20 protein-coding genes, 2 tRNA genes and 1 pseudogene are annotated in these 21,986 nt (G+C 68.2%); 20 read left to right on the plus strand and 3 right to left on the minus strand.

Annotation, left to right across the window (positions count from 1 at the left end; all coding sequences use genetic code 11):
* Positions 1 to 7 precede the first annotated feature (7 nt).
* Positions 8 to 1,951, plus strand: a complete 1,944-nt coding sequence (dnaG, locus tag JDV09_RS05285; RefSeq protein WP_308124011.1) for a DNA primase — start codon at positions 8 to 10, stop codon at positions 1,949 to 1,951.
* A gap of 60 nt (positions 1,952 to 2,011) precedes the next feature.
* On the plus strand, positions 2,012 to 2,305 hold the full coding sequence (locus JDV09_RS05290; RefSeq protein ID WP_221368231.1) for a DUF7155 family protein: 294 nt from the start codon (positions 2,012 to 2,014) through the stop codon (positions 2,303 to 2,305).
* 3 nt (positions 2,306 to 2,308) lie between these two features.
* On the opposite strand, the gene JDV09_RS05295 is transcribed toward JDV09_RS05290, so the two are convergent.
* Positions 2,309 to 2,560: a hypothetical protein gene (locus JDV09_RS05295; RefSeq protein WP_221368056.1), complete on the minus strand. Its 252-nt coding sequence runs from the start codon at positions 2,558 to 2,560 to the stop codon at positions 2,309 to 2,311.
* 157 nt (positions 2,561 to 2,717) lie between these two features.
* Between JDV09_RS05295 and JDV09_RS05300 the strand changes: the two genes are divergently transcribed.
* From JDV09_RS05300 to JDV09_RS05310, 3 genes are all read left to right on the plus strand, one after another.
* A tRNA-Asn gene (locus JDV09_RS05300) sits at positions 2,718 to 2,793 on the plus strand.
* Between the two features lie 279 nt (positions 2,794 to 3,072).
* A complete protein-coding gene (locus tag JDV09_RS05305; protein WP_221368057.1) occupies positions 3,073 to 3,309 on the plus strand; it encodes a hypothetical protein in 237 nt (78 codons plus the stop codon).
* A 66-nt stretch (positions 3,310 to 3,375) separates the two neighbouring features.
* Entirely contained in the window at positions 3,376 to 3,843 is a 468-nt protein-coding gene (locus JDV09_RS05310; protein WP_221368058.1) for an LppP/LprE family lipoprotein, read from the plus strand.
* Position 3,844: 1 nt separating this feature from the next.
* On the opposite strand, the gene JDV09_RS05315 is transcribed toward JDV09_RS05310, so the two are convergent.
* On the minus strand, positions 3,845 to 5,767 hold the full coding sequence (locus tag JDV09_RS05315; RefSeq protein WP_221368059.1) for an acyl-CoA dehydrogenase family protein: 1,923 nt from the start codon (positions 5,765 to 5,767) through the stop codon (positions 3,845 to 3,847).
* Positions 5,768 to 5,869: 102 nt separating this feature from the next.
* On the opposite strand from JDV09_RS05315, the gene JDV09_RS05320 reads away from it, so the two are divergent.
* Both JDV09_RS05320 and JDV09_RS26560 read left to right on the plus strand, forming a co-directional pair.
* Positions 5,870 to 6,604 carry a VIT1/CCC1 transporter family protein gene (locus JDV09_RS05320; RefSeq protein WP_221368060.1) on the plus strand — a complete coding sequence of 245 codons (735 nt, stop codon included), beginning with the start codon at positions 5,870 to 5,872 and terminating at the stop codon, positions 6,602 to 6,604.
* Between the two features lie 156 nt (positions 6,605 to 6,760).
* Complete coding sequence (locus JDV09_RS26560) at positions 6,761 to 7,315, plus strand: hypothetical protein (RefSeq protein ID WP_255604849.1); 555 nt, start codon at positions 6,761 to 6,763, stop codon at positions 7,313 to 7,315.
* A gap of 22 nt (positions 7,316 to 7,337) precedes the next feature.
* Here the strand turns inward: JDV09_RS26560 and JDV09_RS05330 are convergent, their stop codons facing one another.
* Entirely contained in the window at positions 7,338 to 7,778 is a 441-nt protein-coding gene (locus JDV09_RS05330) for a MarR family winged helix-turn-helix transcriptional regulator (protein WP_221368061.1), read from the minus strand.
* 104 nt (positions 7,779 to 7,882) lie between these two features.
* Between JDV09_RS05330 and JDV09_RS05335 the strand changes: the two genes are divergently transcribed.
* The 13 genes and pseudogenes from JDV09_RS05335 to JDV09_RS05385 all read left to right on the plus strand — a co-directional run bounded on the left by JDV09_RS05335 (position 7,883) and on the right by JDV09_RS05385 (position 21,985).
* A complete protein-coding gene (locus tag JDV09_RS05335; protein WP_221368062.1) occupies positions 7,883 to 9,925 on the plus strand; it encodes an ABC transporter ATP-binding protein in 2,043 nt (680 codons plus the stop codon).
* Positions 9,922 to 10,749 carry a CbiQ family ECF transporter T component gene (locus JDV09_RS05340; protein WP_221368063.1) on the plus strand — a complete coding sequence of 276 codons (828 nt, stop codon included), beginning with the start codon at positions 9,922 to 9,924 and terminating at the stop codon, positions 10,747 to 10,749. The genes JDV09_RS05335 and JDV09_RS05340 overlap by 4 nt, the downstream gene beginning before the upstream one ends.
* A 28-nt stretch (positions 10,750 to 10,777) precedes the next feature.
* Complete coding sequence (locus tag JDV09_RS05345; protein WP_221368064.1) at positions 10,778 to 12,295, plus strand: TldD/PmbA family protein; 1,518 nt, start codon at positions 10,778 to 10,780, stop codon at positions 12,293 to 12,295.
* Between the two features lie 3 nt (positions 12,296 to 12,298).
* The gene (locus tag JDV09_RS05350; RefSeq protein WP_221368065.1) at positions 12,299 to 13,672 is read left to right on the plus strand and encodes a metallopeptidase TldD-related protein; all 1,374 of its coding nucleotides are present in this window, start codon (positions 12,299 to 12,301) and stop codon (positions 13,670 to 13,672) included.
* Between the two features lie 7 nt (positions 13,673 to 13,679).
* Entirely contained in the window at positions 13,680 to 14,522 is an 843-nt protein-coding gene (locus JDV09_RS05355; RefSeq protein WP_221368066.1) for a carboxymuconolactone decarboxylase family protein, read from the plus strand.
* 106 nt (positions 14,523 to 14,628) lie between these two features.
* Positions 14,629 to 15,024 carry an XRE family transcriptional regulator gene (locus JDV09_RS05360; protein WP_221368067.1) on the plus strand — a complete coding sequence of 132 codons (396 nt, stop codon included), beginning with the start codon at positions 14,629 to 14,631 and terminating at the stop codon, positions 15,022 to 15,024.
* Positions 15,021 to 15,317, plus strand: coding sequence for an RES family NAD+ phosphorylase (locus tag JDV09_RS26565; protein ID WP_308124012.1), 297 nt, complete (start codon positions 15,021 to 15,023; stop codon positions 15,315 to 15,317). The genes JDV09_RS05360 and JDV09_RS26565 overlap by 4 nt, the downstream gene beginning before the upstream one ends.
* A gap of 11 nt (positions 15,318 to 15,328) precedes the next feature.
* Positions 15,329 to 15,505 (plus strand): annotated as a pseudogene (locus tag JDV09_RS26570) (RES family NAD+ phosphorylase); the annotation flags it as partial.
* Positions 15,506 to 15,550: 45 nt separating this feature from the next.
* Positions 15,551 to 15,697: a hypothetical protein gene (locus JDV09_RS26575; protein ID WP_255604925.1), complete on the plus strand. Its 147-nt coding sequence runs from the start codon at positions 15,551 to 15,553 to the stop codon at positions 15,695 to 15,697.
* A gap of 90 nt (positions 15,698 to 15,787) precedes the next feature.
* A tRNA-Ile gene (locus tag JDV09_RS05370) sits at positions 15,788 to 15,861 on the plus strand.
* 1,521 nt (positions 15,862 to 17,382) lie between these two features.
* Positions 17,383 to 17,649, plus strand: a complete 267-nt coding sequence (locus JDV09_RS05375) for a hypothetical protein (protein WP_221368068.1) — start codon at positions 17,383 to 17,385, stop codon at positions 17,647 to 17,649.
* Between the two features lie 435 nt (positions 17,650 to 18,084).
* The gene (locus JDV09_RS05380) at positions 18,085 to 21,264 is read left to right on the plus strand and encodes an AAA family ATPase (RefSeq protein ID WP_221368069.1); all 3,180 of its coding nucleotides are present in this window, start codon (positions 18,085 to 18,087) and stop codon (positions 21,262 to 21,264) included.
* A gap of 124 nt (positions 21,265 to 21,388) precedes the next feature.
* Complete coding sequence (locus tag JDV09_RS05385) at positions 21,389 to 21,985, plus strand: hypothetical protein (RefSeq protein ID WP_221368070.1); 597 nt, start codon at positions 21,389 to 21,391, stop codon at positions 21,983 to 21,985.
* The last annotated feature ends 1 nt before the right edge of the window (position 21,986 follow it).

A 21,986-nucleotide genomic window follows, 5' to 3' on the forward strand; every position in this document is an offset into this window, starting at 1 on the left:
TGACCGGGTGGCGGCAGACGTGACCCGGGGCAGGGGCAGAATCCCCGACCGCGACATCGCCGCCATCCGCGAACAGGTCGGCATCGACGACGTCGTCGGCGACTACGTGCAGCTGCGCCGGGCCGGCGCGGATTCGCTCAAGGGCCTGTGCCCGTTCCACGACGAGAAGTCGCCGTCGTTCCACGTCCGGCCCAACCACGGACATTTCCACTGCTTCGGTTGCGGTGAGGGCGGCGACGTCTACGCGTTCCTGCAGAAGATCGAGCACGTCAGCTTCGTCGAAGCCGTCGAACTGCTCGCCGACCGGGTCGGCTACACCGTCACCTACACCGGTGGGTCCACCACCAACGTGCAACGGGACCGGGGCAGCCGCAGCAGGCTGCTGGCCGCCAACTCCGCCGCGCAGGAGTTCTACGCCGCCGCGCTGTCCTCCGACGAGGCCGCCCCGGCGCGCCAGTATCTGATCGAGCGCAACTTCGACGCCGACGCCGCCGCCCGGTTCGGCTGCGGGTTCGCCCCCTCGGGGTGGGACTCGCTGACAAAGCACCTGCTGCGCAAGGGATTCGAGTTCAAGGAGCTGGAGGCGGCCGGGCTGTCGCGGGAGGGCCGTCGCGGGCCGATGGACCGGTTCCACCGCAGGCTGCTCTGGCCGATCCGGGCCGGCGGCGGCGAGGTGATCGGGTTCGGCGCCCGGCGGATCTTCGACGACGACCCGATGGAGGCCAAGTACGTCAACACCCCCGAGACGGTGCTCTACAAGAAGTCCTCGGTGCTGTTCGGCCTGGATCTGGCCAAGCGGGACATCGCCAAGTCGCACCGCGCGGTGGTGGTGGAGGGCTACACCGACGTGATGGCGATGCACCTCGCCGGTGAGACCACCGCCGTCGCGTCGTGCGGCACCGCGTTCGGCGACGGGCACCTGGCCCTGCTGCGCCGGCTGATGATGGACGACAACTGGTATCGCGGCGAGCTGATCTTCGTGTTCGACGGCGACGCGGCCGGTCAGGCGGCGGCGCTGAAGGCCTTCGACGGCGACCAGCAGGTGGCCGGCAAGTCGTTCGTCGCCATCGCCGCCGACGGGATGGACCCGTGCGATCTGCGGCTGCGGTCCGGCGACGGCGCGCTGCGCGACCTGGTGGCCCGGCGCATCCCGATGTTCGAATTCGCCATCCGCAGCCTGATCCCCGACGGGGATGCGCTGGACAACGACCCACAGGCCCAGGTCGACGCGTTGCGCAGGTGTGTGCCGCTGGTGGCGCGCATCCGCGACTACGCGCTGCGCGACGAGTACGCGCGCCGACTGGCCGGGTGGACCGGCTGGCGCGACGAGGGGCAGGTGCTGACCCGGGTGCGCGAGGAGGCGGCCAAGCGGGGCATGCCCGACAGGTCACGTCGCCGGCCGGCCCCCGATCGCGATCAGCCCGCGCCGCCGCGGGCCGCCGCCGAACCCGCGGCGCGGCCCGACCCGGCCGACCCCACCCTGTGGCCGCAGCGGGAGGCGCTCAAGTCGGCGTTGCAGTACCCCGCACTGGCCGGTCCGGTGTTCGACTCGCTGGCCGCCGAGAGCTTCACCCACCCCGGTTACGCGGCGGTGCGTGCGGCGATCGAGGCGGCCGGCGGCACGTCGACGGGGGTTACCGGGGCGCAGTGGATCGAGCTGGTCCGCGAGCAGGTCGCCTCGCCGCAGGCCGCCAGCCTGGTCAACGAGCTGGGTGTGGAGGCCATCAACGCCGACGACGAGGTGCTGCCCCGCTACATCGGTGGGGTCATCGCACGCCTGCAGGAGGTGTGGATCGGCCGGCAGATCGCCGAGGTCAAGTCCAAGCTGCAGCGAATGTCGCCGGTCGAGCAGGGTGACGAATACCACGCCCTGTTCGGCGACCTGGTGGCGATGGAGTCCTACCGGCGCAGCCTGCTGCAACAGGCAAGTGGTGACGACCTGACTGCGTGACGGGGCGATCCGGGTTATGGTGGTTGCGCTCATTCCGTCGGGGATAACGCGAGCTGGGAGATTCTGGTGGACAAGATCAGGAACAATTCGACGCGGCTGATCGCAGGCGCCTTTGCCGCCGCGGCCGTCGCCGTGCCCCTCTACGTGTCTCTGACCAGCACCGACGCCCAGGTTAACGCCGGTCCGCCGTGCCTGGCGTGGTTCGGCAACAAGGAGGACGGCAACTGCCTGTCCTACTCCAACGGCTCCGGTGTGACCATCGGCAGCCCGAACGTCGGGTTCGGTGACTACGGTTTCGGCTTCTACACCGGCCCGCTGCTGCCCGGCACCACCATCAGCCAGGAAATCGGCTAACTCTCAGCTCTGCTCGCTCTTCGTCGACTCCGGCTCCATCACCTCGGTGCCGGTGTCGATCGGTGTCAGCTTGACCAGGGCCGGGTCGGGGGAGACCCGTTCGGCGATCTTGCGCCGGCCCGCGTCGATGACGGCCTTGGCGGCCGGGCTGCCGGTGACGGCCCGGCAGGTTCCCGCGATCTGCTCGTAGCGCTGTCTGCCCGCCTTGGTTCCCATCACGTAGCCGACGGCCAGGACGGCGACATACCCGATCACAGGGTTCCTCCCAGGGGTGTCTGACGTGTCGATGTTGTCCCCGTCCATCCTGCCTCACCGGTGCCGGTGCGCGCCCGGTCGGGATCGTATTGGCGAGTGCAACCAGACGTAGGCTAGAGTGCTCTCTGGCCCGCGGCGCAGACCCGCGGGAGGGCAATCCCCTGTAGCTCAATTGGCAGAGCATTCGGCTGTTAACCGAAGGGTTGCTGGTTCGAGTCCAGCCGGGGGAGCCACACCCGTTCAGCACCTCTGCTCCACCTCGAGACGGCCGTGTCCCGCACGGTTGGCCGCGTACGTCCCGGTGGGCTGCGGCACATCCCCACCCTGGTCATCGGGACCACTGTGCCTTTCCCATGAACATGCTGCGGACGCGGCAAACCGGGGTTGCGTCCGGTTACGGTGAATTCATCCGACGTTGACCTCGGGAAGGACGCTCTGGTCCAAAGGGTTTCGTCCTGTCCCAGATTTCGGTTCAGCGCAGAACCGCATCGCCAGTGAATCGAGGAGGCGAAATGCCGATGAAGCTCAGGATGATTGCCGCAATCGTCGGTGCCGCCGCGCTGTTGGGCGGGGTGGGCGTCGACGTCGCCCGGGCGGGCACCTACCCGAAGGACGGCACCTACCATGACGGTGGCACCGGAGCGACGGTTGAGCCGTCCCCGGATCCGACGACCCTTGCGACGGCGTCGTTCAGCCCGCAGGACCGCGCCAGGGTGGCCTGCGGTGCGGTGCCATGGGGCACCTGCTAAAGGCGCTCGACGCAACGGAATTGGCTCTCGGACCGTTCGCCGGTGGGTAGCCGCTAACCTGTCGTCATGCGAGTGACAGGTCTGTCGGTGGCGTTGGTGGCGTTGGTCACCCTGACCGCCTGTGGCTGGAGCCCACCGTCGGCGCCGCCCACCAGCACCGCCGACTGCGGTCCGGGCCCGGGCGCGGACGCGATCGGCGCAGAGACCTCGATGCTGCCCGCGGGCTCCTGGCGGGAGATTTCGCGCGGGAACACCCCGGACTGTCAGCTCTACTGGGTGGTGGTCGCTTCGGGCACCGCGCCCGACAGCCCGCAGCAGGCGCTGTTCTTCGACGGTGCGGCGCCGGTCGGCTGGCCGACACCGGATCCGCGCACGTACATCACGGTGACGCCGCAGGGCGACCACAACGCCGTCGTTCAGTACCAGTGGCGCCAGGGCGAGGACCAGCCGTGCTGTCCGACCGGAATCGGGTCGGCGCGGGTCACCCTCGAGGACGGCAGGCTGACGGTGCTCGATCCGATCCCGGGGCCGTGAGTCACTCGTCGGGGATGTTCTCCGGGTGCAGCATCTCGGCGTAGCGCAGCTGCTCGGGGATGCCGAACCCGTCGACGAGGGTTTCCGCGAGTGGCCGTAGCCGGCGGCAGCGGTCGTTGATACCGCGGGTGACCGCCTTCGCGCGCTCGGTCGACAGGAACCGGTGCTCGACGAACCAGGCCTTGTCCTGCTCGATCACCGACAACGCGTAGAGGTCGCACACCATGCCGAGGATCTGCCGGGTCTCCTCGTCTTCGCAGGAGTCGATGCCCGCCACGAACGCCTCCAGCACGATCCGGTCGATGTGCGCGCCGGCGGCGTGCAGCACGTGGTCCTGCACCGCGTTGAACGCGTCGAACGCGCTCATCTCCTTGGACTTGCCCTGCAGCCGGCGCGCCACCGAGGCCAGCATGTACTCCTCCCGGTCCTCGAACATCTTCACCTGGGTGCCGCGGTTGAAGAGGCTGCCCTCTTCCTCGTTGTCCTGGCGGGTGTCCAGGATCGTCTGCATGATGGTCTGTGCCGCAGTGCGTTTCATCACCCGCTCGCCGGCGAAATTCGCCGCGAAGCGCACCCATTCGACCGGGCTCATGCCCTTGATGTCGTCGGCGTAGGCGGTCAGCAGCTCCTTGGCGACCAACTGGGTCAACACGTGGTTGTCCCCCTCGAAGGTGGTGAACACGTCGGTGTCGGCCTTCAGTGCGATCAGCCGGTTCTCGGCGAGATAGCCTGCGCCGCCGCAGGCTTCGCGGGCCTCCTGGATGGCGTGGGTGGCATGCCAGGTGTTGGCCGCCTTCAGCCCGGCCGCCCGGGACTCCAGCTCACGCTGGTCCTCGGGGTCGGGATCGTCGGCGGTCTGCAGCTCGTGGCAGCGTGACACCAGCTCGTTCTGTGCGAACTGCAGTGCGTAGGACCGGGCGATGAGCGGAAGCAGCCGGCGCTGGTGGATCAGATAGTCCATCAGCAGCACCTCCTGTTCGTCGTCCGGGGCGGTGAACTGCCGGCGTTGCAGCGCATACCGGGTGGCGATGTCGAGGGCCACCCGGGCCGCCGCGCCGGCGCTGCCCCCGACGGTGACCCGTCCCCGGATGAGCGTGCCCAGCATCGTGAAGAACCGGCGGTTGGGGTTCTCGATCGGCGAGCTGTAGCTGCCGTCTGCTGCGACGTCGGCGTACTTGTTCAGCAGGTTCTCCCGCGGGACGCGCACATGGTCGAACTGGATGCGCCCGTTGTCCACGCCGGGCAGTCCGCCCTTGTAGTGACAGTCCGAGGTGGTCACGCCCGGCAGGTCGTTGCCGTCGTCGTCGCGGATCGGCACCACCAGGCAGTGCACCCCGTGGTTGACCCCGTCGGCGGTGATCAGCTGAGCGAAAACCGCAGCCACCCGGGCGGTTTGGGCGGCTCCGCCGATGTAGTCCTTGCGCGCGGTGCGGGTCGGCGAGTCGATCACGAACTCCTCGGTGCCCGGATCGTAGGTGGCCGTGGTCTCCAGCGCCTGCACGTCGCTGCCGTGCCCGGTCTCGGTCATCGCGAAGCAGCCCAACAGGTCCAGGTCGATGATCCGCCGCACATAGGCCTGGTGGTGGCGCTCGGTGCCGAGGTTCTCGACGGCGCCGCCGAACAACCCCCACTGCACGCCGGCCTTGACCATCAGCGAGAGGTCGCTCATCGCCAGCATCTCGATCTGGGTGATGGCGGCGCCGACGTCGCCGTTGCCGCCGTGTTCCTTCTTGAAACCGTCCTCGGCAGCACCGCGGGACGCCATGATCTTCAGTTGCTCGCCGACCTTCGTGCGGGCGATGACGGTGTTGGGCGTGTAGTGCGGCCGGAAGACCTCGTCGGCGAGTTCGCGCCGCATCCTGTTCTTCACGTCCCGGAACCGGCCGTCCAGCGAGTTGCGTAGATGCTCCGCGGTGGTGGTCATATCTCGAAGGTAGCCCTGTGGGCGCTTCGGCAAACCATGATGTGGCGAACCCAGGTCATCCTGAGTTCGCGGTGGCCGACGCGCTGGCGTTGAATCGTTCCCATGACAGATCCAGTGGACGACCCCGTGTCGCCGACCGGCACGCCGCACATCGCCGACCACACGCACGCCGACGTGAGCGGCGGGTGGCTGCGCGCTGCGACGTTCGGCGCGATGGACGGTCTGGTCAGCAACACCGCGCTGATCGCGGGTGTGGCGGCCAGCGCCAGCGCGCACACCGTCGTCATCAGCGGCGTGGCCGGACTGCTCGCAGGCGCGTTCTCGATGGCGCTGGGGGAGTACACGTCGGTCATGACGGCCAACGAGCAGATCGACTCCGAGGTGCGGGTGGAACGCTCGGCGTTCGAGACAGATCCGCAGGCCGAGCGGGCCGAGCTGGTCGCGATCCTGACCAATATGGGGATGTCACCGGAGACCGCGGCGAAGGCGACCGACGAGATCCACCGCGACGAGAAGAAGGCGCTGAACTTCCACATGGTCCAGGAGCTGGGCGTGGACCCGTGGGAGAAGCCGTCTCCGTGGGTGGCGGCGGGTTCGTCGTTCGTGCTGTTCGCCATCGGCGCGATCATCCCGCTGATCCCGTATCTGCTGGGCTACGAGTCGCTGTGGGTCGGGCTGGTGTTCGGCGGGGTGGGGCTGATGATCGCCGGGGCCGCGGCGGCGACCTTCACCCGCCAGCACAAGGTGTGGTCGGCGTTGCGGCAGTTGCTGTTCGGCACGGTGGCGATCGCGGCGACCTATCTGGTCGGCCTCCTGGTGGGGGTCGCGGTCACCTGATTCCTCAGCTGTCGCTGCCCAGGGTCACCGCACGGGCCCGATCGGTCAGCTCGTCGAGTGCCGGCTCGTCATCGACGACGACGGCACCACGCATGGTGCGAACGCCTGGCCCGCCAACGAGCGAGACCGCCGCATCTATCTTCACTGAGGTATGACATGACCACCAAGAACGACCAAAACCTCGCCGACCTCCTGGCCGAGGAGGGCGACGCTGTCGAAGCCGACCCCAACGCCCCCATCACCACCTCGACAGTGACTCGCGGCAACGGCCGCAGCAAGACACTGCAGATCCGGCTCAACCCCGAGGAACTCGAGGAGTTGGAACGCATCGCCGCCGCCCGCGGCCTGCCCACCCCGACAGTCGCGAGAGAGGCGATTCTGCGGCTCACCCGCCCCGCCGAGGCCCGCTCGGCGGTCGCCGCGGAGCTTGTCGACGGCTTCAGCCGCTACCGCGACACCGTGCAAACCGTGATCGCGGTGTCCAGCGACGACCGGCTCGCCCAGTTCAAGCCCGACATCTCCGCTCCGTCCCCATTGGGCGTGGTCGTGGAACTCCGCAGAGTCATGGAAGAACAAATCGCAAAGCTCAACACGTTCATCCACGGATACCGCGGCAACATCGGAGCTCTCGCACCCGACGAGGTGGTGGCTGGCAAGGTGGACATCGCGCCCGGCCCAGAAGGCCACGGCGCCAAGCGCGCGGAGAAGTAGGCCATGGGGCGAACGGGCGATCTCAGCGGCGGGTCGGAACCGGGGCGCCGGCGTCCCGCAGCAACCGGCGCATCACTTCGACGGCATCGGCCAGACACTCGCGGTCGGCCTGGGTGAGCCGCTCGAGGTACGGGTCGAACACCGCCCCGCGGTCCGCGCGGGCCTGCCGCAGCGCGGCCACCCCCTCGGGGGTGATCCGGATCAGCACCGCGCGGGCGTCGCCCGGGTCGGCGGTGCGGGTAACCAGTCCCGCGTCCTCGAGCCGGCGGACCTGGGTGGTCATCGTCGGCTGGCTGCAGTGGTCCAGCGCGGCGAGATCGGAGATCCGTGCCTCGCCCTGGTCCTCGATGGTGGACAGCAGGCGGGCCTGCGCGAACGGGATCGGCATCCGGACGCGCTGGTTGGCCAGCCGGTTGATCCGGGAAACCACCGAGAGCAGATCCGCGCCGAGGGTCTGGGACATGCCCCATGATTGCATAGGTTTACTATGCATACCAAACTGCGCCGGCGTGCCGCTGACAGCCCCGGCGTCGCGGCGGACGGGGTGCCGACTGGCAGAATCGTGGGATGACCTCGCCCGGCCCGGAGAGCGCGCCTCAACGGACGGGTTCGCTTCAACCGGTCGAGCTCGCCCAGGCCGCCGTGATGGCCGCACTGTGCGCCGCGATCGCCATCATCGCCGTGGTGGTGCCGTTCGCGGCGGGTCTGTCGCTGCTGGGCACGGTGCCGATGGGGCTGTTGGCCTACCGCTACCGGCTGCGGGTGCTCGTCGCCGCGACCGTGGCCGGCGGCCTGATCGCGTTCCTGATCGCCGGCATGGGCGGCTTCATGACGGTGGTCAACTGCGCCTACATCGGCGGTCTGACCGGCATCGTCAAGCGGCGCGGCCGCGGCACCCCCACGGTCGTCGCCGCCGCGCTGGTGGCGGGTGCGTTGTTCGGTCTGGCCACCGTGGCGGCGCTGGCCGTGCTGGTGCGGCTGCGGCACCTGTTGTTCGAGTCGGTCACCGCCAACATCACCGGCCTGGCCGCGATGATCGCCCGCATCCCGGGCATGGAAGGTGCCGCCGAGCGGCTGAAACACGGCTTCGCCGCCGCGCTGGACTACTGGCCGCTGCTGTTCTTCGGCGCGGGCGTGCTGTCCATCACCTGGGTCAGCCTGGTCGGCTGGTGGGCGCTGTCGAAGGTGTTGGCCCGCCTGCTCGGTGTCCGCGACGTGCACAAGCTGGATACGTCCCCGGAGACGGGCCCGATCGCACCGGTTCCGCTGCAGCTCCACGATGTCCGGTTCCGCTACCCGGGGTCGACGCACGATGCGCTGGGCCCGGTGACGTTGTCGGTGCAGCCCGCCGAACACCTGGCGGTGACCGGCGCCAACGGTTCGGGCAAGACCACGCTGATGCTGGTGTTGGCCGGGCGCGAGCCGACGTCGGGGACCGTGCAGCGGCCCGGCGCCGTCGGGTTGGGCGCGCTGGGTGGTACAGCCGTGGTCATGCAGCATCCGGAGAGCCAGGTGCTGGGCACCCGGGTGGCCGACGACGTGGTGTGGGGCCTGCCGCCGGGCGCGTCCACCGACGTCGACCGGCTGCTGGCCGAGGTGGGCCTCGACGGGCTGGCCGAACGGGACACCGGGGGCCTGTCCGGCGGGGAACTGCAGCGCCTGGCGGTGGCCGCTGCACTGGCCCGCGAACCGTCGCTGTTGATCGCCGACGAGGTCACCAGCATGGTCGACCAGGCCGGCCGCGACGCGTTGATGTCGGTGCTGTCCGGCCTGACCCGCCATCACCGCACCGCGCTGGTGCACATCACCCACTACAACACCGAGGCCGACGCCGCCGACCGCACGGTGAATCTCACCGGCCGCGGCACCGCCAACACCGACATGGTGGAGAAGGCCACCGCGCCGACGGCGACGGGAACCGTCGAACAGCCGCAGGGGGCGCCGGTGCTGGAGCTCAACGGTGTCGGCCACGAATACGCCACCGGTACGCCCTGGGCCAAGACGGCGCTGCGTGACATCGACTTCGCCGTGCACGAGGGCGACGGCGTGCTGATCCACGGGCTCAACGGGTCGGGCAAGTCGACGCTGGCCTGGATCATGGCCGGGCTGACCGTCCCGACCGTCGGCAGCTGTCTGCTCGACGGCGCCCCGGTCTCGGATCAGGTTGGTGCGGTGGCGATCTCGTTCCAGGCCGCGCGACTGCAGCTGATGCGCAGCCACGTGGCACTGGAGATCGCCTCGTCGGCGGGGTTCTCGATCTACGACCAGGCCAAGGTCACCGAAGCGCTCAACACCGTGGGCCTCGATCCGACGCTGGCCGCCCGGCGCATCGACCAGCTCAGCGGCGGCCAGATGCGCCGCGTCGTGCTGGCCGGGCTGCTGGCCCGATCGCCGCGCGCGCTGATTCTCGACGAACCGCTGGCCGGGCTGGACGCCGCGTCGGCGCGGGGGCTGGTGCGGCTGCTGGTGGACCTGCGCCGCCGCGAGCGGCTGACCGTCGTGGTGATCTCGCACGACTTCGCGGGCCTGGAAGAACTGTGTCCGCGCATCCTGCACCTCGAGGACGGCGTGCTGGCGACGGCGCCGACCGCCGCCGGGGGCATGTCGTGACCGCCGCGCGCAGGCAGCGCCGGCAGGTGGTGCTGCTGCGGCCGGTGCCCGGGCGCACCGTGATCCACCAGCTCTGGGCCGGATCCAAGCTCGCGATCGTGGCCGGGATCGGCGTGCTGCTGACGTTCTATCCGGGCTGGGTGCCGATCGGCGCGGTGGCCCTGCTGGTGACGGTGGCCGCGGGGCTGGCCCACATCCCGCGCGGCGTGCTGCCCGGCATCCCGCGCTGGCTGTGGCTGCTGCTCCTGCTCGGCGCGGTGACGGCCGCCTTCGCCGGCGGCAGCCCGGTGATCGCGATCGGCTCGGCCGAGGTCGGCCTGGGTGGCCTGCTGAACTTCCTGCGCATCACCGCGCTGTCGATCGTGCTGCTCGGGCTCGGCGCGATGGTGTCGTGGACCACCAACGTCGCCGAGGTGGCGCCCGCGGTGGCGACGCTGGGCCGGCCACTGCGCCTGCTGCGGGTTCCCGTCGACGATTGGGCGGTCGCGCTTGCGTTGGCGCTGAGGGCATTCCCGATGCTGATCGACGAGTTCCGGGTGCTCTACGCGGCACGACGGTTACGCCCCGCCGACGCCGACCGGAGCCGACGGCGCTGGGCGGTGGAGTTGATCGACCTGCTGGCCGCCGCGATCACCGTGGCGCTGCGCCGCGCCGACGAGATGGGCGACGCGATAACCGCCCGCGGCGGTGCCGGGCAGATCTCGGCCCTTCCGTCCCGGCCCCGCCGGCGCGACTGGGTGGCGCTCGCGGTCGTCATCGCCGTGTGCGGCACCGCACTGGCGCTCGAGCTGACCATCCTGGGCACCAGCGGCATGCGCCGCTGAGACCGGCGCCAGCCGTTACGGTGGAACGGTGACGGGGCCCCGACGGATCGACGCCGACTTCCTCGCGGTGCCGCGCCATGCGCTGGCCGATGCCGCGCTGACCGCCGCGCTGCAGGCCGGCGCGAGCTATGCCGACCTGCGTATCCACGCGATCACCACCGAGACCGTCCAGTTGCGCGACGGCGCGCTGGAGACCGCGGTCACCGACTACGAGATCGGCCTGGCGGTGCGGGTGATCGTCGACGGCACCTGGGGTTTCGCGTCGCATGCCGAGCTGGCACCCGGCGTGGCCGCCGACACCGCGCGCCGGGCGGTCACGGTGGCCAGGACGCTGGCGGCGCTGAACGCCGAGCGCATCGAGCTGGCGCCTGAACCGGTCTACCGCGACGTGTCCTGGGTGTCGGACTACCGCACCGACCCGTTCGGCGTGGCCGCCGCGGACAAGATCGCGGTGCTGGAGGACTACTCGGGCCGGCTGCTGGCTTCCGACGGCGTCGACCACGTGTCGGCGCTGCTGCGCGCGGCCAAGGAGCAGACCTTCTACGCCGACACGTTCGGTTCCTCGATCACCCAGCAGCGGGTCCGGGTGCTGCCCAGCCTGGAGGCAGTCAGCGTCGACGCGGCCGAGGGCAGCTTCGAGTCCATGCGCACGTTGGCCCCGCCGACCGGGCGGGGCTGGGAGGCCGTCGTCGGCGACGAGGTGTGGGACTGGGCCGGCGAGCTGGCCCGGCTGCCCGAACTGCTCGCCGAGAAGGTCAAGGCGCCCAGCGTGATCGCCGGCCCGACCGACCTGGTCATCGACCCGACCAACCTGTGGCTGACCATCCACGAATCGATCGGGCACGCCACCGAGTACGACCGGGCGATCGGCTACGAGGCGGCCTACGCGGGCACGTCGTTCGCCACCCCCGACAAACTGGGAACGATGCAGTACGGCTCGCCGGCGATGAACGTGACCGCCGACCGGACCGTCGGGCACGGTCTGGCGACGGTCGGCTTCGACGACGAGGGGGTGCGCGCGCAGAGCTGGGATCTGGTGCGCGACGGGGTGTTCGTCGGCTACCAGCTGGACCGGGTGTTCGCGCCCCGGCTCGGGATGGCGCGGTCCAACGGCTGCTCCTACGCCGACTCGCCGCACCACGTGCCCATCCAGCGGATGCCCAACGTGTCGCTGCAGCCCGGTCCCGAGGACCTCGGCACCGCCGATCTGATTTCGCGGGTGTCCGACGGCATCTACATCGTGGGGGACAAGTCGTGGTCGATCGACATGCAGCGCTACAACTTCCAGTTCACCGGCCAGCGGTTCTTCCGGATTCGGGACGGCAGGATCGACGGCCAGGTCCGCGACGTCGCCTACCAGGCGACCACCACCGATTTCTGGGGAGCGATGGAAGCGGTTGGCGGACAGTCGACCTGGCGCCTCGGCGGGGCGTTCAACTGCGGCAAGGCCCAGCCGGGTCAGGTCGCCGCGGTCAGCCACGGCTGCCCGGCCGCGCTGTTCCGGGGCATCAACGTGCTCAACACACGCGAAGAGGGTGGGCGGTAGCCGGTGATCGGTGCACAGCAGGTCGTCGATGTCGTGTTGGCCGAGGCGGCCCGGCTCGGCCGGGCCGACCAGACCATCGTGCTGGTCACCGACTGCGTGGACGCGGCACTGCGCTGGGCCAACAACACCATGACCACCAACGGCGAATCGACCTCGCGGACAACGACGGTCATCTCGATCGTGCGCCGCGGTGAGGACGCCCATGTCGGATCGGTGCGCTCCAGTTCGGTGGATCCCGCCGTGCTCGCCGAGGTGGTCGCTGCCTCCCAGTCCGCCGCCGCGGGCGCGCCTGCCGCGCATGACGTGGCGCCCGCGCTGGCCGGCGGCCCGGAACCGGCGGACTGGGACGCGCCGATCCCCGGCACCGGGGCGGAGGTCTTCCACGGCATCGCCGGGCCCTTGGCCCGCGGATTCGCCGGCGCCGACATGCTGTTCGGCTACGCGCGGCACATCGTCGAGACGACGTTCCTGGCGACCTCGGGTGGGCTGCGCAGGCGGTTCACCCAGCCGACCGGCTCGGTGGAGATCAACGCCAAGCGTGCGGGCGCGAGCGCATGGGCCGGGGTGAGCACCGCCGATTTCACCGATGTGCCAACGGATTCCCTGCTCGACGAGCTCGAAACCCGTTTGTCGTGGGCCGAGCGCACCGTGGAGCTGCCCGCGGGCCGCTACGAGACGATCATGCCGCCGTCGACGGTCGCGGACATGATGATCTATCTGACCTGGACGATGGGCGGTCGCGGAGCGCAGGAGGGCCGCACCGCGCTGGCGGCGCCCGGCGGCGGCACCCGGGTGGGGGAGAAGCTGACCTCGCTGCCGTTGACGATGTACTCCGATCCGCAGGTTCCGGGGCTGGAGTGCACGCCGTTCGTCGCGGTCCCGAGTTCCTCGGAACGGATGTCGGTGTTCGACAACGGGATGGCCGTCGAGCGGCTGGACTGGATTCGCGACGGCGTCATCAACGCGCTGGCCTACCCCCGGGCCGCCGCCGCCGAGTTCGGCGCCCCGGTGGCCATCGGGGCCGACAACCTGGTGATGACGGGCGGGTCGGCCAGTCTGCAGGAGATGGTCGCGGCCACCGAGCGCGGGCTGCTGCTGACCACGATGTGGTACATCCGCGAGGTCGACCCGTCGGTGCTGCTGCTCACCGGCCTCACCCGAGACGGTGTCTACCTCGTCGAGGACGGTGCGGTCACCGCCGCGGTCAACAACTTCCGGTTCAACGAGAGCCCGCTGGACCTGCTGCGGCGCGCCACCGAGGCCGGCGTCAGCGAGCGCACGCTGCCGCGGGAGTGGGGCGACTGGGCCACCCGCGCGCAGATGCCGTCGCTGCGGATCCCCGACTTTCACATGTCCTCGGTCAGCCAGGCGCAATAATCCAGGGGTGTCCGATCATGCCGCGGCCGACCGTCTGGCGGCGCTGGTCGCCCTGTCCAGCGGGAACGAGCGCGCCGACACGCTGATCCGGCTGACGTGTGCGCGGGCGCTGGCGCTGGCGCCGCTACCGTGTCTGGGCTATCTGCCCGACGACCTGTCCGAGGCCGAGACCGTGCTGGTGGCGTTCGCCGAGCAGTTCTCGACCGACGTGACCGGCATCGGGGACAACCAGCGCGCCCGCTTCGCAGAGACCTGGGGCGCCGACGCGTTCCGGGTGACGGTGGCGGTCTTCATCGCCGACTTCGTGCCCCGGGTGTGGGCGGGCTGCTCGGCGCTGGGGCTCGGGACCCCCGGGCGGACCGACGAGGTCAGCATCGACCACGACACCGACCCGGTCGAGGCGCTGCTCGACGGGTTCGTGCCGGCGGTGGCGCGGATGCGCGAGCTCGATCCCGTCACCACCGAGGTGGTGCGGTTACGTGGGGCGGCAGCACACAACTGCCGGCTCTGCCGCTCGCTTCGGGAGGTCCACGCGCTCGACGAAGGCGGATCCGAGCAGCTCTATGCGCAGATCGACGACTTCGAGCGGGCGGCCGACCTGACCGAGGCGCACAAGGCGGCGCTGCGCTACGTCGACGCGCTGATCTGGACCCCGTCGCAGATCGGTGACGATGTCGTCGCCGGCGTGCGGAGCAACTTCTCCGAGAAGCAGTCCCTGGAGCTCACCCTCGACGTGATGCGCAACGCGGCCAACAAGATCGCGGTGTCCCTGGGTGCCGATGCCCCGCGGGTGGCCGAGGGCACCGAACGCTACGAGGTCGACGACGCGGGGCAGACGATCTTCGCCTGAGCCGTGGTGTGCAGGCCGGTGCTTCGGATGGTGCGTTTTGAGGGTGAGTTACCGGTGTAGTCAGAGGTAGCCTCGCTGTATCGTGACATTGACGTAAGGGGCTCGAATGCCGGTCCTCACCTCCTCGGCAGCGCAACGGCTTGACGATGAAGCCGCGACACGATCTATTCGCGAGATCGCCGAGTACCTCCAGGGGGTCGTCGGTCAGAGGATTGCTGCCGCTATCGCCGGTTTGGCCGACGCCAGACAGATCGGCCGTTACGTGCGCGACAACGGTCCGAGGCCACATGGAGCAACCGAACGCCGGCTACGTGAGGGCTACAAGATCGTACGGATGCTGAGCGACGCCTATGACGACAAGACGGCGCGAGCTTGGCTTTTCGGAACCAACACCCGCCTTGATGACCGTGCGCCGATCGACGTGCTCGGCGCGGCGACCGACACTGCCGACTTCACCTCGGTGGTGCGCGCCGCCCGACAGGTCGCCAGCTTCCAGGCGTGATCGGAAATCCGGATGACGGGCCGATGTTGTGGCGGGTTGGCTACCATCTCGACCCGCTTGGATTCACCCCGCGAGAGCTTTATGAGTTCAATCATCGCTTCGACGACATCCACCGTCGATTTCGCACGCTCTACTGCGCCGAATCGGCCGAGACCTGTTTGTGTGAAGTACTTGCCGACTTCCGCCCCAACCTCGCCGCGATGCGCGCCACATCGAACGCTACGGACACGAGGGTTCCCAAGATTTCGCGACGCACCCGATCACGGCACAGTGGCGCAGGCAGCATGTTCTAGTCGCAGTCCAGGTGCGACTCGACGATTACCTCGTAGACCTCACCGACGTCTCAACCCGTCAGCAGATCGAAGATCGACACGGTGACTTGCTACTTCGGCACGACTTGCCACACCTCGATCTACATGAGATCACGACCAGTCGGCGCGCTGTGACTCAAACGATCGCTGCGGACCTGTACGACCGAGGCGCCGGCGCAATCCGGTTTCCGTCCCGACTGGACGGCAATGCATGCGTGGTCTTCTTGGAGGGCCGCGGGACCATCTCGGCTGCGGGGGACCCCGTCGCGCTTACCGACCCGACTCCAGTGCAGCTCAGCAACGTCGCCGAGCAGTGGAACCTCGCGCTGGAGCCAACGGCAGGGCCGGGACGCGACACCTGAGGCAGCGGGACATGTCTGGCCTGCCCGACGGGACAGACGATCTTCGCCTGAGCCGTGGTGTGCGACCATGGTGGCCGCGCACGTCGCGCCGGGGCGGTAGCTCAGTTGGTTAGAGCCGTGGACTCATAATCCATTGGTCGCGGGTTCAAGTCCCGCCCGCCCCACAGCATATGTGCTGGTAGCAGGCTTATAGGCCGGTTCGGTGGTCACCGCCGCGGGGTTTCGGTGTCACGAGTTGTCACAACCGGTCGAAAACTGCTCACAGCAGCCTTCAGCGCCTCATTCTGGGAGTGCGCATACGTCGCCATCGTGAACGCCGCTGACGCGTGCCCGTGCAGGGCCGAGTGGCCGCCGGCCGAGTTTCACTGGCTGGCGCGACTGTTAGGCTGCGACCCGCTGCCCCGGCCTGAAACGCGGGCTCTGAGAAGGCCGTAGACGAACGAAGCCGCCCACCCTGGTATGTCCAGAAGTGGGCGGCTTTCGTGTTACCTAGGCCACCCCGTTCAGCATCGAGGTCGTACCCGATGCGGACGCCCGTGTGACCTGCCTCGGCAAACGCCGAGCCGCTACTTAGTCCTGCTGCCCCGGTGCCGACTCCGGGTTCGTCCCCGGCCCGTTGTCCTTGGCCGTATGGACGCCTTCCGAAACACCTGGCTGGCCGTCCTGAGTTCTCTGACCTCTCGCAAATTCGCTGGCCTTTTTGCCCCAGTCGAAGCCGGACCCGTCAGGGCCGACGTGAAATTCGTCCTTAAAGACCGCCCCGCAATTGCCCCGATTAGTTCCACTAGAGCAACCATTCTCATCGCCTGGCTTAGCCCAGGCCGTTGAGGCCGTTCCCAGCATCAGGGCGAAGACCGCCATGCCTACTACCACTGCTCGTTTCATGGGTGTCTCCTCTTGCGTTAGATGCAGCAAATTGTTTGCTGTGGGTGCCGAACGCTAATCGCCCGGATTGCTGGGGGACTAGGGACCAAAGTCCTCCGCGCTGATCCGTTGTTCCTCCGTCTTGAGTTCCTGCTCGGGGTGTCGAGCGGTTCTGGCTGCCCAATGGAGTTCCATTGGTTGGCGCGACTGCTGGGCTGCGATCTGCTGCCGGCGTAAAGCTCGGTGTCACGACGGTGTCACAACTGCCGCGCTAACACCCCCACCCAACGCTTGCGCACACCCGCGAACACGCACGGCCCTGTGCGGGCGTGCAGACGCGCCACCTCCGCAGCGGGGTGCGCGTAAGTGTGTCTAGCCTGCGCCGGGCGGAACGTCCCGAGTGGATGCGCGGCCAGGCTGGCGGGGACCGCTGTGCTGTGCCTTCGCGCCATGATCACTCCTTCAGTATGCAAATCATGGGCTGGGCTGAAAGCCTATGAAATGCATACTCATACTCAACATTCGCCGTCGCCTGCCGAGCGTCCGTCCGGTCCGGGAGGTCAGTCACCGGCTGCGTCTCGCAGAGTGGTCTACGAGTCGGGCCTGATCGGGGTGTCCGGCGCGTCGTCACGGGATTGAAGGTCATCGCGTGATTCGTCGGGAGACCGGCCAAAGTCACTCGAGCAAAGGAGTCGACGCGATGACCGTCAGCATAAGGTCAAGCACCCTACGAAACCTGGCGCACTATGTTGGGTCTGCTGCACGATCAGGTGACAGTTTTGCCGTGACCCGATGCCAGAGCGGTCACCTACCATGGCGTCATGGCAACTCTGGAGGACCTGGAGGCGCGCGTCGCCGCGCTTGAAGCGTCCCAGGCCGACTACCGCGCAGTGTTGGCAGCGGTCAACGCGTTGGGCGCCAATCAGCGTGATCATGCGCTCGGTCTCGGGGCGGTGAAGACGGAGCTGGCCGAGGCGGGGACAGAACTAGCCGAGTTTCACCGGGGGACTCGGGCCACGTCTCGCTCAGTTGACGAGCAGCTCGCTGAGCTCAAGGACCTCATCATCAGCCGGCGCGACGGTCAATAGGGGCATCCACATCGAGGGACCCATTGCGGGGTGGGCGCGCTGACCTGTACCCAGTTGGGTGATCGTTTCGGTAGACCGCCAGCGGTCCATTCGTTGCTCTTGAAGACTGGAACCTGCTGTGTGATTTGGGTTTTCGCCAGTGATTCGACTAATTCGACGTCTTGCGCATGCGCGGCCCCTCCTACGCGGGTTCGAGCACCGCCCGCCCCACTTCAGCCCCTCCGACCCCTGCAGGTGAGGCGAAAGAGCGGGGAACTCAGCAGTGTCGCTGGTGCACATTCCCGACGCATGGCACAGAAAACCCCTCTCACCTGCAACATCGCCGCGATCCGGCCCCCGATCACTATCCCGGACTGCAACGGGGGATATATCCCACGCCGGCCGGCCGGCGGTGACACCATGGTGTGGTGAGCGAGGGTGGGGAGTCCGCCTGAGATGACAGCGGCGGGGCTGGTGTGCGGATCGTGCGGCACGGAACTGAGCCAGGCGGCCAGGTTCTGTAGCCAGTGCGGTGTGCCCGTGGTGGCGGCCACCACCCCGGCGGAGTACAAGCAGGTGACGGTGCTGTTCGCCGACGTGGTGCATTCGATGGACATCGCGGCGGCGGTCGGAGCAGAGCGGCTCCGAGAGATCATGGCCGGACTGGTCGACCGGGCCGCCGCTGTGGTGAAACACTACGGCGGCACAGTGGACAAGTTCACCGGCGACGGAATCATGGCCGTCTTCGGGGCACCCGTCGCCCTCGAAGACCACGCTGTTCGGGCGTGCCGGGCCGCACTCGAGATCCACAGTGCCATTGGTGATCTGGCTCAGGACGTCGCCCGCCAAGATGGTGTCGAACTTGCGTTGCGGATAGGGCTGAACTCCGGACAAGTCATCGCCGGGGAGATCGGCACGGCAGCAACTGGTTACACCGCCGTCGGGGAACAGGTGGGAATGGCTCAGCGGATGGAGTCGGTGGCCCCGCCGGGTGGAGTGATGCTGAGTGCCTCTACCGCACTGCTGGTCGAGGGTGCAGCGGTTCTTGGTGATCCTGAGTTCGTTCGGATCAAGGGTGCAGACCAGCCGGTGGTGGCCCGTCGGCTGCTGGACATGGATGAACAGCATCGCGTTGCCGGGCGTGCGCAGTCGGCTCTGGTAGGTCGGCGCTGGGAAATGGCTGCGGTCGAAGGTCTGTTGGAGCGGGCTATCGAGGGCCACGGCGCGGTGGTCTGCGTGGTGGGCTCCCCAGGTATCGGTAAGAGTCGTCTGGTGCGTGAAGTCTCGACGATGGCCAGCGGTCGCGGTGTCGAGGTGTTCAGTGCCTATTGCGAGTCGCACGCCACCGACGTGCCGTTCCATGCGGTTTCGCGGCTGCTGCGGGCGGCCACTGGGGTGAGCGGGTTGGACAGCGCGACGGCGCGCGTGGGGGTGCGGGCGCACGCCCCCGCCGACGCCGACCCCGAGGACTTGCTGCTGTTCGATGATCTGCTGGGGATCGCTGATCCCGACGTGGAGCTTCCGAAGATCGACCCGGACGCCCGTCGGCGACGGTTGACCGCCTTGGTCAACGCCGCCTCGCTGGCCCGCACCTCCCCGGCGGTCTATGTCATCGACGACGTCCATTGGATTGATGAGGTCAGCGAGTCGATGCTGGCCGATTTTCTGGTGGTGATCTCACAGGCACCGGCGCTGGTGCTGATCACCTATCGTCCCGAATACTGCGGCTCGTTGAGCCGGGTGCATGGTGCTCAAAGCCTGGCCCTGGCTCCGCTGAGCGGTTCCGAGACCGGCGCATTGGTCAGCGACTTACTCGGCGCAGACCCCTCAGTTGCCGGGCTGGCCGCCCTGATTGTCGAACGCGCCGCCGGCAACCCGCTGTTCGCCGAGGAGATCGTGCGGGATCTGGCCGAGCAAGGGGTGTTGCAGGGCACCCGTAGCCGCTTTGTCTCGACAGCTGATGTCGCCGAGGTTCGCTTGCCGGCCACGGTGCAAGCCAGCATCGCCGCGCGTATCGACCGGCTCGACCCGGCAGCCAAACGCACGCTGAGCGCGGCAGCGGTCATCGGCGCGAGGTTTAGCCGGGACCTGCTGGAAACCTTCGGGATCGACCCCGTCATTGATGACCTGGTGCGGGCACAGTTCATCGATCAGGTCAGCTTCACCGGAGATCCGGCCTACGTGTTTCACCATCCGTTGATCCGCACAGTGGCCTATGAATCACAGCTGAAATCGGATCGCGCCCAGCTGCACCGGCGCGTCGCGGCCGCCATCGAATCACGTGACCCCGCAACGGCTGACGAAAATGCCGCCCTGATTGCCGAACACTTGGAGGCCGCCGGTGACCTGCACGCCGCCTACGGCTGGCACATGCGCGCGGCCACCTGGGCGACCAACCGCGACATCAGCGCGGCGCGACTGAGTTGGGAGCGTGCGGAAAAGATCGCCGACGTCCTACCCGTCGAGGACCCCAACCAGGTCGCCATGCGCATCGCCCCACGCACCATGTTGTGCGGAATTGCCTGGCGAGTCCATGTGAATGTTGCCGGTGACCGCTTCGAAGAATTGCGGCAACTGTGCACCGCGGCCGGGGACAGTGCGTCACTTGCCATCGCAATGGCAGGGCTGGTAACGGATCACGTATTTCAAGGCCGGATCCATGAGGCATCGCAGCTGGCATCGGAAGCCTGGGCTCTAATCGAGTCGCTCGGTGATCCGGCCTTGACGGTGGGGCTGGCCTTCGCGCCGATCTACGCCAAGGTTCACATCACCGAATGGTCTGACGTGTTGGGGTGGTCACAAAGAGCGATCGACCTGGCTGACAGTGATCCGACTCGAGGCAACTTCCTCTTCGGGTCCCCATTGGCGGTCGCGTTGACGACGCGGGCGATGGCCCGGTATTGCCTGGGTCGCAACGGATGGCGCGACGATCTGCAGCAGAGCTTGGTCATTGCCCGCAGCGCCGACGCCTTCTCCTATGCTGCGGTCATCGCCTACGTCTACTTCGGGGCGATAGCCTATGGAGTGCTGGCTCCCGACGATCGGGCGGTGCGCGAGATCGAGGATGCGCTACGGATCGCCGAAAGATCCGGTGACGATCTCGCGCTGTCGCTCGCCGGGGCAACGCTGGGCGGTGCGCTGGTACACCGTGATACGGCTTCCGAGTGTGACCGCGGACAGAAGCTGCTGGCCGAACTCAGCGACGCGTTGGCGCGCCGCGAATACCTCCTGTGCGAGTTACCTTGCGTAGAGTTGTATTTGGCGCGTGAGTGGTCTGGGCGTGGAGATCGCGATGAGGCGATCCAGTTGATGCGTGCATCCACCGACGGCCTGTTCCGCGAGGGACAGATGCTTTGGTACGGCATTGCTGCGACCGGTGTTTTGGTGGAGGCGTTGCTCGATCGTGGGACCCACGGTGATGTGGCCGAAGCCGAAGCGGCGATCACCAGGTTGGCCGAAGCACCCGCCGATGAGGACCTGGTAATACGCGACATCTGGCTGCTGCGACTTCGCGCCCTGTTGGCAAAAGCCCAAGGCCACCCCGCCGCCTACTGGAACTATCGGGACCGCTACCGAAAGATGGCCACCGAACTGGGCTTTGAAGGGCATATGAAGTGGGCTGAGGCGATGCCGTGACAGCGGGCGGCGACGCCTACCGCCGCGTCTCGGAATAGACCACGTCCGAGACACCTGTTGACGCCGTTGCCGTGCTGGGTCACACGTCCCGCTCGGAGGGGCGCGCCGTGCCTACACTTCGTGCATGCGCGGGGGCAAGCTGTTGAGCGGGTTGGTCGTCGGCGTCTCGGCGGTGGTATTCGTGGCGTCGCTGATCGGGTGGTTGGTGGCCATGGGTATCGACACACACGCTGACGACTACCGCGCCTACGGGGAGATCCCCGTCGGGAGGCTAGCCGTGGTGCACCTGCCCGCCGGCGACGTCAATGTGTCTGTGCACTCCCGATTTTCGGGCCATTTCGTCGATTCAAACAATGTGCCTGTGCCGGCTCTATCGCTGGCGATCGAACCGCCCGACGGGGTCGACCGGCCCAGGCTGGACGAGTACAACGGTGCGGGATCCGGTGGGGAGCAGGATTTTCGGAAGCAGATCTGGATCGCCAGGGTCCCTGCGGACGGGGAATACACGGTCCGATTCGGTGGCGATGTCCGCTCCGACGGCAGCATCGGCCCGTTGGTGAACCCGCAACTGGCCTTCGGCCGGCGAAGCGCGGCGGAGGATGCCGCCTACTGCTTCCTGTGGTTGCTGGCCGTCAGCGTGGTCGGATTGGCGATTGTGCCGTCGATCCAGGCGGTGCGCCGCTACCGAGGACACTCACCCGAGCGTCGGCACGGCGCATAAC

This window comes from Mycolicibacterium xanthum (assembly GCF_019710635.1).
Classification (GTDB): Bacteria; Actinomycetota; Actinomycetes; order Mycobacteriales; family Mycobacteriaceae; genus Mycobacterium; species Mycobacterium xanthum.